Source organism: Hyalangium ruber (genome assembly GCF_034259325.1).
GTDB classification, from domain to species: domain Bacteria; phylum Myxococcota; class Myxococcia; order Myxococcales; family Myxococcaceae; genus Hyalangium_A; species Hyalangium_A rubrum.
Genome location: NZ_JAXIVS010000013.1, coordinates 21,532 through 33,081, shown reverse-complemented (window position 1 = coordinate 33,081; position 11,550 = coordinate 21,532). Strand labels below are relative to the sequence as shown.

Genomic DNA, 11,550 nt, shown 5'->3' with positions numbered 1-11,550 from the left:
GACTACGGCAGCGCCTCGGTCGCGCCCGGCTCCAGCAGCTGGTTCCACACCGAGGTGCGGTCCACCGCCATCCGGCTCTGGTTCACCTGGATGAGCCGATCGCCCTGCGCCTTGCGGAACAGGCGCGGCGGCGAGGAGGGCTGCTTCGGATCGCTGTCCTTGGCCGTCACCTGCTCCGCCACACGGATGCCGTCCGGCGCCACGCTCAGCGCCGCCGTGTACTCGTACTTGCGCAGCCACTTGCTGGGCAGCATCTGGCTGCCCGCGCGGCTCAGGGCGATGTTCGCCGGCTGCATGCACTTGCCGTCCTGACCCACCAGCGGCTCGGCCACGAAGCGGTTTCCGCGCAGCGGCATGATGCGCACCATCCGCTGGCACGTCTTGCCCTCCTCCGGCCCCCAGCAGCGCTCCCCATCCACCAGCAGCACTTCGATGCCGCCAATCCGCTCCAGGCGCAGCCGCGCGCTCTTGGGCATCGCCTTCAGCGTCCCCAGCGCCCGCACCGCCAACCCGCGCGGCGTGGCCTCCACCAGCGCCACCGGCCCGATCGCCTCCCCGTTCGAGTACCGACGCACGACGGCCCACACCAGCTTCAGGTCCAGCCGCATCTCCGTCACGATCATCTCTTCCACCGTGAGCGGCTGAATGGGCAGCGGCGTGGCGTCCGGGGCCGTCTCCCCACACTCGCCCGGCGCCGGGTCCTGCCAGAGGATGGGCGTGCCCATGCAGTCGGTGGGCGGCAGCGGCACCCGCCCCGTCGACTTGTCATAGCCGTTGATGAGCAACTGGAAGAGCGCCTCGGGGCGCCAGACCGCCGGCGACACCACTCGCATGTCCGAGGGCAGCTCCGAGAAGCACAGCGCCCGCACCGCCGACTCGCGCACCTGTACCTGCTTCTTCGCGCACCCCGCGCCCGCCACCACCAGCGCTACCACCCACCACCGCAGCGCCCCACCCCCACGAATCCCCTTCCACATCATGACTCCTCCATCTCCCGATCCGCGTCCTCGTCTCCCACGCCGCCCTTGTTCGCCGACTCACCGACGATGGCCAGGTACGCCTTGGCGAACTCCGGCCCGAAGAGCACCGCCGTCAGCTCCCGCTCCTCCTCCACGAAGGCCCGGTGCCGCTCCGAGTACTTCGCCCACCGCTTGGAGAGGCCGAACGGCCACACGCCGCTCACCTCCACCTCCAGCCGCTCCGGGCTCAGCCGATCGAGCACGTCCTTCACGCCCTCGCGCAGGCCGCTGAGCACCGCGATCTGGTGGATCATCATGTCGCCGAAGCCGCCCATGAGCTCCTGCACCCGGTGGCTGGCTTCCGACACCTTGAAGTCCAGCAGGTAGCGCAGCACCTCGCGCGGGCTCTTCATGCGGCTGAGCGGGTTGTCCTCGTTGGTGACGGGCACCGCCATCTGCTGGCCGAACTGATCGTTGCCTTGGCGCAGCTCCACGAAGGCGCGCCCGAACGTCTCCAGCAGCTCCGCCAGGTGCTCCAGGAAGCCTTGGATGTCCTGCTCGGATTGCAGCCCCTTGGTGTCGGGCAGGTACGAGCGGACGAACTGGTTGAGCAACTCCCGCGACACCACCTCCATGCGGTTGGCCGCGCCCGAGTGTACCGCCGGCATGGGGACGGTGGCGGGCTCCACGTCGACCGGGCGCCCCACGTTCTTGGCGATCTCCTGGAACGCGGGCTCCTGCGCCATATCGGGCATGCGCCGCAAGAGCTGGGTGATGAGCTGCTCCCGGTCCTGCTCGGGCAGCGAATCCACCCCTCGGGACAACCCCTGGTGCAGCATCTTCCAGGCGGTGCGGTAGGCGTTGTAGAGCGGCACCAGCTGTTGGATGGTGTCCTGCAGCGCCGCGGCCCCGCCCGGCGCTCGCGGAATCACCCCGACCTGGCTGTTGCCCGTCTTCTTCTTCCCGCCCGGAGGCGTAGGCGTAAGCACGGGAGGCTGCCGCTTCGGCTGCGGCGCCTCCAGCTCGGGAGGCGGTCCGACCACCGTGCGGATCTCCAGCGAGGTGGACTCCTCGCTCGAGTCCGTCACCTGCAGCGCCGGGGCGATGAGGGTCCGGGGGCTCTTGCCGGTGACCTCGTCCTGCTCCTGCGCCAGCAGCGAGTCGAGGCTCGGCAGAAGCGAGGTGCGCACCTCCGCCTTGCGATCCTGGACGGGCGTCGGCTTGAAGCTCAGCGCCTCGCTCTGGATCTCCGACAGCGCCCGGAACTGCGTCAGCCGGGACGAGGTGTCGCGCACCGCCTTGGAGTCGCGCGAGAAGTGGAACTGCACCGAGCCGATCGTCACGTCCATGCCGGGCTTGATGCGCACCGGGACGTTCTTTTCGATCCGCTGGCCACCGACATTGACGCCGTTGGTGGACCCGAGATCCACCATGTAGATGGAGGCCTGATCGAAGCGCACCAGGGCGTGGAACAACGACACGAAGGGCCGGTTGATGGGGATGTCGTTGAGCTGGTTGCGTCCGATGCGAACCGGAGACTGCTTGAAGACGTACTGCTTCTCCATCGGCGGCTGGGAGTCGGCGTCCTTGATGCGGATCACGAGGGGAAGCATTGGCCTTCTCCTATGCCGAACAGCCGAGGCAGCCAAGAGGGTGCCTCAGAACGATGACACCGGGACGCCAGGGGGGGCTCCCGGCTGCCCCGGAGCCCCCCTTTTACGCGGCGCGCAAGGCGCTGTCCCCCCCTTTACGCCTGGGAGAACGCCAGATCCCACTCTCCACCGAGAGTGAGACCCACCCGCAAGTGGGTGGGCGTGGCCCCGCTGGCCATGTGCTCCAGCAGCTCCCGCGACAGCTGGGGCATGAGCGAGGCGCGCAGCACGTGGTCCACGTTACGAGCGCCCGCGTCCATGTCCGTACACCGCCGGGCGAACTCCTCGAAGACCTCGGGGGCGAACTCCGTCTTGATCCGGTGCGAGGTGTGCAGCCGCCCGGCCAGGGAGTTGAGCTTCATCGCCGCGATGTCCTTGAGGATGTCCTTCTGGATGGGGACGTAGGGGACGATGGACATGCGGGCCAGCAGCGCCGGCTTGAAGTGCTTGGTGAGCACCGGCTTGAGGGCCTCGCGCACCGCATCGATGCTCGGCGGCTCCGGCTGCTGGAACAGCTGCATGATGACATCGGTGCCCAGGTTGCTGGTGAGGATGACGACGGTGTTCTTGAAGTCCACCGTGCGGCCCTCGCCGTCGTTGAGCACGCCCTTGTCGAAGACTTGGTAGAAGAGGTTGAGCACCTCGGGGTCGGCCTTCTCGCACTCGTCCAGCAGCACCACCGAGTACGGGCGCTGGCGCACCGCCTCGGTGAGCATGCCGCCCTCGCCGTAGCCCACGTAGCCCGGGGGCGAGCCGATCAGGCGCGACACGGTGTGCTTCTCCTGGAACTCCGACATGTTGATCGTCGTCAGGAAGCGCTCACCGCCGTAGAGCGAGTCGGCCAGCGCCAGCGCCGTCTCCGTCTTGCCCACGCCGCTGGTGCCCACGAAGAGCAGCACGCCGATCGGCGTCGTCGGGTTGCGGATGCCGGCGGTGGAGGCGCGGATCGTCTCCGCCACCGTGCGCAGCGCCATGTCCTGGCCGCGCACGCGCGCCCGCAGCGTGTCCTCCAACTGGAGCACCGCGGTCAGCGTGCTGCTGCGCATCTTGCCCACCGGCACGCCGGTCCACCCGGCCACCACCCGGGCCACCACGTCCGCGTCCACGTCCACGTGGACCATGGGCGACTCGCCCTGCATCTTCTTGAGGGCGTCGCGCAGCTCGGTCACCTTGGCCTTGAGCTTCTCCTTCTCGGAGGCCTCCTTGGCCGCGTCCAGCTCCGCCTGGGCCTTCTTCAGCCCGTCCACGGCGGCCCGCTGCTCCTCCCAGCGGGCGCGCAGGGTGGCGACCTGATCCTTCACAGCCGCCAGCCGCTCCTCCACCGGAGTGCCATCCTCGTGCGGCGGCGTCTGGCCCGTGGCCAGCTCGCGCTCGCGCGCCGCCTTCTCGCTCTCCAGCGCGGCCAGCTTCGCCTCCAGCTCCACCAGCTCGTCCGGCCGGGCGCTCTGCTCGAGCTTCACGCGGGCCGCCGCCGTGTCCAGCAGGTCCACCGCCTTGTCCGGCAGCTGCCGGCCGGAGATGTAGCGGTGCGAGAGCGCCACCGCCGCCGTCACCGCCTCCTCGCGGATGGTGACGTTGTGGGCCTTCTCGTACGTGGGCCGCAGGCCGCGGATCATCAGCACCGCGTCCGCCTCCGAGGGCTCGTCCACCTTCACCGGCTGGAAGCGCCGCTCGAGCGCCGGGTCCTTCTCGAAGTACTTCTTGTACTCGGACCAGGTGGTGGCGGCAACGGTGCGCAGCTCGCCGCGCGCCAGCTCCGGCTTGAGCAGGTTGGCCGCGTCGCCGCCGCCCTGCGGACCACCGGCGCCGATGATCGTGTGCGCCTCGTCGATGAAGAGGATGATCGGCTTGGGCGAGGCCTTCACCTCGGAGATGACCGCCTTGAGCCGGTTCTCGAACTCGCCCTTCACACCGGCGCCCGCCTGCAGCAGGCCCAGGTCCAGCCCCAGCAGCTCGAAGTTCTTCAGGGAGTCGGGCACATCGCCGGTGACGATGGCGCGCGCCAGGCCCTCTACGAGCGCCGTCTTACCCACTCCGGGCTCGCCCACGATGATGGGGTTGTTCTTCCGGCGCCGAGAGAGCACGTCGATCATCTGACGGATCTCGCGATCACGGCCGAAGATCGGATCGATCTTCCCCTCGCGGGCCTTGCCCGTGAACGAGGTGGTGAAGCGCGAGAGCGCCTCCTCGCCCCGAGGCGCGGGAGCCCCGCCCGCCGGTGCCGCCGCCGTGCCCGCCGCGGCGATCTCCGCCGCCTCCTTGGAGGAGCTGACAGCCTCCTCGAAGCCCTTCTTGAGAGCCTCGGAGGAGACGGCATCCAGTTCCGGGTACGACTCGGCCGAGTAGCGACTGGAGCGGACGATCCACTGCGCCATCAACGCGCCGGAGCGCAGCCGCTGCGCGCCGTGCTCCAGCGAGGTGAGCACCCACGCATCCTCGAACCACTGGAACAGGCTCTCGGAGAACACCGGCCGCCCGGCGTTGCCGTTGCGCAGGCCCCGCAGCGTCTCCTCGACGCGGGCGAGCACCTTGGTGCGATCTACCTGGAAGTGGCGCAGCAGCAGCGAAGCCTCGCCCTCCTCGTCCTCCAGGAGCTGGCGGAGCATGTGCTCCGGGGTGATTTCATAGCTACGGGCGCTGCTCGCACGGGCGACAGCGGCCTCCAGGCTGCGCGTGGCAGTGGAGGTCAAACGCCGGACGAGGGTTTTCGGTTCAACGCGCATCGAATGACTCCTCTAAAAAGTGAATGACACAGGGTGCCGCGGTTCAGGGGCTGGCGGAGGTGGACCCATTCCCCGCCGGCTGAGGAAGGGTCACGACCCGTGTCCTCAATCGGGGAACGGCCCCACGTCGGCCCCCCAGGTAGGTGTTGCGCCCAAGGCGGGCGGTATTCTTCTGGGTGATCTGAAAGGCGCCGAGCACGTCCTCGCGCACGCCCAGCTCCATCGCGCACTCGAGCGGATCGCGCACCACCAGCGTCACCACCTCGCGCACCAGGGGACTCAAGTCCCCCTCGGGCAGCAAGCGGTGGTAGGTGGGCCCATCCAGCGGCGAGATGCCGATGATGAACTTGCCGGCCCGATCGAACAGCCGACCGCCCAGCATCGATGAACGTCCCAGGTGCGAGTTGAGCTTGCCCAGCATCATCCGCTGCTCGGGCTCCACGTCCACCCAGCTGCCGGCGAACTGGCGCACGGTGACGCGGGCCTCACCCAGCTCGTTGCGCAGCACGTCCGTGAGCGCCAGCTCCAGCGTCCGGCCTGTCCGCGCCCGCGTCGCCAGCAGCGGCGCCAGCCGCAGCAGCTGGGCCACCGACAGGCCCACCTGCGGGCCACGCTCGTACGTGTCCAGGCCCGCCAGCGCCAGCACGCGCCGGCTCCACACGTCATCGCCAGCGCGCGTCGCCTCGCCCTCGAGCAGGTAGCGCGACAGCGCCCGGTACAGCAGCGACACGAGCCGGTGGTGGAACAGGTCCAGGAACTCGCGCTTGAGCGGTCGATCCGGATCCTCCTGGGCGATCTCCTCCACGAGATAGCCGGGCAGCGGCGAGGACGCGCCGGTGAGCCCCAGGAAGGTGGTGACCACCTCGAAGACATGCCGAGGGCCGTGCTGCTGCTCGCCCCACTCCGTCACGCGCGGCACCAGCTTGACCTGGCTCACGTCTCCGGCGCTGAAGATGAGCGCCGGATCATGCCGGAAGCGGATGGCCTCCTCGGTGGGAGGCCCATCGCCGCCCACGCGCACCGAGCCCGCGGTGAGCCGCTCCAGCAGGCCCACCAGTGGTACGAAGCGCACGTCCCCGGCGATGAACTGGAGCGCCGCGTCCAGCCGGAAGCGCATGGTCGCGTCCCCTGCCCCGCCCTGGGCCTGCACCTGCATGGCGCCCGAGGTGAGCCGCTCCAGCCGCGAGGCCAGGGACAGGGTCTCCAGCTCGCCGCCCTCCTCGCCTGGCTCCTCCACGGTGCTCAAGCGATCGGCTGACGACCGTTGCGAGGGGACCACCGGTACTCCACCTGAGAGGGTTGAACGCGCAGCACCATCTCGCTGAAAGCGTTGAGGCTCACGTACGAGGCCAGCAGCTCATCCAGCACGCTGCCAAAGAGGAAGGCATCTCCCAGCCCGTTGAAGCCCGACTCCTCCACATCGATGATCACCTGGGCGCCCCGCACCGGCGCGCCTTGCAGGAAGCGCGTCACCGGCTTGCCCGTCACGCCCCGCAGCGACTCGACGCGAAGCTGGTTGGCCCGCGCCGCCGGCTGGTCCGCCGTCGTCTGGAAGTTGTAGAGCTCGAGCACCGACTTCATCGCCCCCGGGTCCATCAACGATCGCTGATTGAGCGCCAGGTGCGACAGCAGGCGCCAGTGCAGCTCCGAGCCCAGCGGCGGCCGCACCGGCTTGGTCACCGCGATGATGTTGCGGAACTTCGCCGTGGTGGGCGAGGCGGGCGTCGGCACGCTCAAGTCCCCCACCTGCAGCCGGGCCGGCAGCGAGCGGTTGGTACACGTGAGATCGATGGAGAGCGTCTCCTCCACCGTCGACGGCGCCACGTCCCGCGGGCTGCCCAGCGCCAGGAACGTGTCCATGCCGTCGTTGATGGGCGAATGCCCCCGGCGCAGGCGGTAGAAGCGCGACTCGGCGTTGGTGGTGTGCGCGAAGTCGAAGAAGGGCCGGTAGTCCAACCGCTCGTTGCGACCGGCCTGCAGGCCCGTCACGGTGTCCACCGAGTAGACCTCCATGTGCTCCGGATCCAGGCCGGAGGCGCGCAGCAGGTGCTCGTGGCCCAGCGTGCCCACCCGCACCGGATCCGCGGACGTGGTGAACAGGTTCACCACCGGCGCGCAGTGCAGCTTGAAGATGTCCTTGGGCACGCGCCCGGGCAGCGGCGGCGGGCGCTCGAACTCGAACACCAGCTCCAGCTTCTGCCCCGTGAGCGCCGCGGCCGCCTGCAGCCCCCGAATCTCGAGGAAGAGGAACTTCTGCGGCAGGGTGAAGTACTCCTGCAGCATGCGGAAGCCCTCGGGGGCGCGCGCCGGCCACGGCAGCAGCTGATCCTCGGGCGAGAAGCCCGTGGCGCTCAGGTTCTTCACCGGCAGCCGCACCGGCTCGGTGCCCGGCCCGCCGCGCACCTGGATGCCCTTGCAGTGCCGCAGCAGCCACACCAGCAACGTGCCGCTGATGGCCAGCTCGCCGTTGAGGAAGAGGCTCAGCCCCTCCTCCTGGAAGATCTCACTGCGCCCCTGCTCGGCCACCTGGAACTGCACCCGCAGCGAGGGGTTGTTCTGCGACGACTGATCCAGCGTCGTCTCCAGCAACGTGAGCGGCAGCAGATCCACCGGCCGCGTCGTGCGGAACACGCACGTGGTGCCATCCACCGGCTTGGAGCCCACCTCCGCCCCCGCGGGGATCCGCGAGCGGCCGCGCAGCAGGCGCGCATGCGGGGTGAACTCCACCACCGAGCACGAGGGCAGCACGCGCAGGTAGTGCGGCAGGAGCAGATCCACCAGGCCGTGGACCACCTCGGGCACCGCGTCGTCGATGCGCTCGCGGATGCGCGCCGTGAGGAACGCGAAGCCCTCCAGCAGACGCTCGACGTCGGGGTCTCCGCCGCGCTCCACCAGCATGCCGGCCAGCGCGGGGTTGGCGCTGCCGAACGCCTTGCCCATCTCCCTCAGGTATGTGAGCTCGCTCTGGTAGTACTTGCTGAACACCGTGGCTCCCGCCTGTCACACCGGCACGCTCACCAGACCTCGATCTTCCCTCCCGGTGTCATCTGCGTCCGGAAACGCAGCACACCCCGGGCGCCGCGATCCGCCGGCTGCGCGGTGATCTCGAACTTCAACATCAATGGATCCTCGTCCGGCACGTGGCGCACGCTGACATTGCGCACCCGCGGCTCGAACTCGAGGATCGTCGCGCGGATGGCCGCCTGCAGCGTTTGGATGGAGGACGGAAAGGAGTGGACGAGGTCCGTGAAGTCCACCACTCCGAAGCCCGGCACCGTCACCGAGTCACCCCGGCGCGTGTTGAGCAACACCCGCAAGTGCTCGACGATGGAGCTGGCCACATCCGCGTCTCGCGAGGAGGTGCCCTGCTCCGACTCGATGCGTGACAGAAGGCCGCGGCCCGCCACCGTCGTTTCCTCCGCCGGCTCCACGGCCGTGCGCCCGCTTCAGGCAGGCGCACGGCGCGCGGAAGACGACTAGCGCTGCTGGCTCCAGGAGTCCTCGTGCGTCACGCCACCCTGGGTGAACGTCCACCCGATGGTGTGGAACACGAAGGTGAGCTCCTCCATCGGCGGCTCGGTGGAGGTGGCCGGGATGAAGGTGTCCGGCAGGAACTGGCGCATGCTGGCGATGCGGCCCTGCTTGAAGCTCACCGAGTAGAACTGCTCGGTGGTGCCGTCGCCGGTGGGGTTCGGGCGGAAGAACTTGAAGGTGGCCTCGATGACCTGGTTCTCGCACAGCGCCTTCATCAGCAGCGGCGAGGACTTGTCGATGCGCTTGCGGATCTGCAGCGGCTGGTACTGGCGACGGCCCGTGGCCATGCCAGAGCCCGCCTCACGCGCGGTGATGACCTCCTGCGAGTAGTAGGTACACTCGATGGAGCCCTCACGCCCCAGGCTCACCTGGGTGCTCTCTCCCTTGATCTCGTTCCCGTTCGCCTTGAGGTACAGGTGTACTGTCTCGGCCATGGCGCTTCTCCTTCTCCGGCTTTTCCTGCGTGGCTGACTGCGAGCTGCTTTGAAGCTACTTCAGGCCCCCCTCCCTGGAGAGCCCGGAGACCGCGAGTGTAGCAGCCAACCCCGACACCGGTGGCTGCCACGGACGCACTGGGGGTAAACCCCCAATCCTTCATCACTCCTTGTCGAGCTTGCCGACCAGGGAGAGCGTGAACGAGGCGCCCATGTACTTGAAGTGCGGGCGCACCTGCAGGTTGCAGCGGTACCAGCCCGGCTGGCCCTCCACGTCCTCGACCTTGATGCGGGCCGAGCGCAGCGGGCGCTTGGAGCGCACCGACGGGGCCGGATCATCCATGTCGGCCACGTACTGGCCGATCCACTGGTTGAGCTCACGCTCGAGATCCGCGCGCTCCTTCCAGCTGCCGATCTGCTCGCGCTGCAGCACCTTCAGGTAGTGCGAGAGGCGCGACATGATGAACATGTACGGCAGCTGCGTGCTGAGGCGGTAGTTCGTCTCGGCCGCCTTGCCCTCGGGGCTGTTGCCGAAGAACTTCGGCTTCTGCACGGAGTTGGCCGAGAAGAAGGCGGCGTTGTCGGCGTCCTTGCGGAACACCATGCCGATGAAGCCCTCCTCGGACAGCTCGTACTCGCGGCGCTCGGTGAGCAGCACCTCGGTGGGGATCTTCGTCTGCACCTCGCCCATCGCCTCGTACTGGTGCAGCGGCAGGCTCTCCACCGCGCCACCCGACTGCGGGCCGATGATGTTCGGGCACCAGCGGTACTTGGCGAACGAGTCGGCCACGCGGCTGGCCATCGCCACGGAGGCATGGCCCCACAGGTAGCGCTCGTGGTGGCCGACGACGTCCTCGTTGAAGTTGAAGCTCTTCACCGAGATCGTCTTCTCGCCGTAGGGCAGCCGCAGCAGGAAGCGCGGCATGCACAGGCCCACGTAGCGCGCGTCCTCGCTCTCGCGGAACGAGTGCCACCGGGCGTACTGCGGGCCCTCGAACAGGGACTTGAGGTCCTTGAGCGCCGGCAGCTTCAGGAAGGAGCTCTCCCCGAAGAACTCGGGCGAGGCGTTGGCCATGAACGGCGTATGCGCCATGGCCGCCACGGAGGCGCACTTCTGCAGCAGCGCGATGTCCTCGGGACCAGGCCCGAAGTCATAGTTCGCGCAGATCATGCCGTAGGGCTTGCCACCGAACACGCCGTACTCGTTGGAGTACACCAGGCGGTAGAGGCCCGACTTCACCGTCTCGGGAGCGTCCTCGAAGTCGGTGAGCAGGTCCTCCTTGGTGGCATTCATCATCTCCACCTTGATGTTCTCGCGGAAGTCCGTGCGATCGATCAGGAACTTCAGCCCGCGCCAGGCCGACTCGAGCGCCTGGAGCTTGGGGTGGTGGAGGATCTCGTTGACCTGGGCGCTGAGGCGCTGATCCACCTCGGCGATCATCGCGTCCACCAGCGCCTTGTCGATGCGCTCGGCGGAGCGGCCCGGGGCCAGCATCTCGGCGATGAAGGCCTGCACGCCCTTGCGCGCGACGTCATAGCCGTCGTCGCTGGGCTTCATCTTCGTCTCGGCGAGGATCTCATCGAGCAGGGAGGCCTGCCCCTCGACCGTTGTCGCTGCGGCGCTTGCCGCCTTTTCAGTGCTCATCTGTCGTCACGCCTCTCTTGGGATTGCGCGGCTGGGGGCTACTCGGACTTCTTGCCGTCCGCGCCCAGGCCCAGTTCGGACATCAGCTTCTGGCGACCCTCGGTGTCCCCGAGCAGCGCCTGGATCTTCTTGCGGAAGGCCGGCACGTTGCCCAGAGGCCCCTTGAGGGCGTTGAGCGCCGCGCGCAGCTCGAGCAGCTGCTTGAGCTGGGGCACCTGGTTGACGATGCCCTCGGGGGTGAAGTCGGCCAGCGTCGAGAACTTCAGGCCCACCGACATCTCCGCGCCCTTCTCGTTGGAGAGCTTGTCGGCGACGTTGATGTCCAGGCCGAGGTTCTGCTTGGACATCACCTCGTTGAAGTTGCTCTTGTCGATGTTGATCGGCGCGCGCTCCTCGACGGGACGGTCGTCCTTGCGGCCGGTGTAGTCGCCCACCATGAGGATCTTCAGCGGCAGCTCGACTTCGGCCTGCGCGCCTCCGGTCTCGGACTTGTAGACGATGTTGACGCGCTCTTTCGGCGCGACAGATCCTTCCTTGCTCACCTATGACCTCCTGGTTGGGGACGACGTTATCCCGCGCGGACTCACCGTAAGAGGCCCCCCT

General features: G+C 68.4%; 9 protein-coding genes. All 9 read right to left on the bottom strand.

Annotated features, from left to right (window positions below; translation table 11 throughout):
- Window positions 1-2: 2 nt before the first annotated feature.
- Window positions 3-980 carry a hypothetical protein gene (locus tag SYV04_RS31480; protein ID WP_321549666.1) on the bottom strand — a complete coding sequence of 326 codons (978 nt, stop codon included), beginning with the start codon at window positions 978-980 and terminating at the stop codon, window positions 3-5.
- The gene (locus SYV04_RS31475) at window positions 977-2,572 is read right to left on the bottom strand and encodes a type VI secretion system-associated FHA domain protein (protein ID WP_321549665.1); all 1,596 of its coding nucleotides are present in this window, start codon (window positions 2,570-2,572) and stop codon (window positions 977-979) included. The genes SYV04_RS31480 and SYV04_RS31475 overlap by 4 nt, the downstream gene beginning before the upstream one ends.
- 134 nt (window positions 2,573-2,706) lie before the next feature.
- Window positions 2,707-5,334 (bottom strand): type VI secretion system ATPase TssH, encoded by a 2,628-nt coding sequence (gene tssH, locus SYV04_RS31470; RefSeq protein WP_321549664.1) that lies wholly within the window; start codon window positions 5,332-5,334, stop codon window positions 2,707-2,709.
- Between the two features lie 43 nt (window positions 5,335-5,377).
- Window positions 5,378-6,571 (bottom strand): type VI secretion system baseplate subunit TssG, encoded by a 1,194-nt coding sequence (gene tssG / locus SYV04_RS31465; RefSeq protein ID WP_321549897.1) that lies wholly within the window; start codon window positions 6,569-6,571, stop codon window positions 5,378-5,380.
- A 5-nt stretch (window positions 6,572-6,576) separates the two neighbouring features.
- Window positions 6,577-8,319, bottom strand: a complete 1,743-nt coding sequence (gene tssF / locus SYV04_RS31460) for a type VI secretion system baseplate subunit TssF (protein ID WP_321549663.1) — start codon at window positions 8,317-8,319, stop codon at window positions 6,577-6,579.
- 29 nt (window positions 8,320-8,348) lie between these two features.
- Window positions 8,349-8,741, bottom strand: coding sequence for a type VI secretion system baseplate subunit TssE (gene tssE, locus SYV04_RS31455; protein WP_321549662.1), 393 nt, complete (start codon window positions 8,739-8,741; stop codon window positions 8,349-8,351).
- A gap of 69 nt (window positions 8,742-8,810) precedes the next feature.
- Window positions 8,811-9,302 carry a type VI secretion system tube protein TssD gene (gene tssD, locus SYV04_RS31450; protein WP_321549661.1) on the bottom strand — a complete coding sequence of 164 codons (492 nt, stop codon included), beginning with the start codon at window positions 9,300-9,302 and terminating at the stop codon, window positions 8,811-8,813.
- A gap of 163 nt (window positions 9,303-9,465) precedes the next feature.
- Window positions 9,466-10,947, bottom strand: coding sequence for a type VI secretion system contractile sheath large subunit (gene tssC, locus SYV04_RS31445; protein ID WP_321549660.1), 1,482 nt, complete (start codon window positions 10,945-10,947; stop codon window positions 9,466-9,468).
- A gap of 38 nt (window positions 10,948-10,985) precedes the next feature.
- A complete protein-coding gene (gene tssB / locus SYV04_RS31440; protein ID WP_321549659.1) occupies window positions 10,986-11,489 on the bottom strand; it encodes a type VI secretion system contractile sheath small subunit in 504 nt (167 codons plus the stop codon).
- Window positions 11,490-11,550 lie beyond the last annotated feature (61 nt).

Bases quoted from the DNA above. Each gene is read 5' to 3' on its own strand.
- SYV04_RS31480 (WP_321549666.1), bottom strand. From the start codon at position 980: ATGATGTGGAAGGGGATTCGTGGGGGTGGGGCGCTGCGGTGGTGGGTG.
- SYV04_RS31475 (WP_321549665.1), bottom strand. From the start codon at position 2,572: ATGCTTCCCCTCGTGATCCGCATCAAGGACGCCGACTCCCAGCCGCCG.
- tssH (WP_321549664.1), bottom strand. From the start codon at position 5,334: ATGCGCGTTGAACCGAAAACCCTCGTCCGGCGTTTGACCTCCACTGCC.
- tssD (WP_321549661.1), bottom strand. From the start codon at position 9,302: ATGGCCGAGACAGTACACCTGTACCTCAAGGCGAACGGGAACGAGATC.
- tssC (WP_321549660.1), bottom strand. From the start codon at position 10,947: ATGAGCACTGAAAAGGCGGCAAGCGCCGCAGCGACAACGGTCGAGGGG.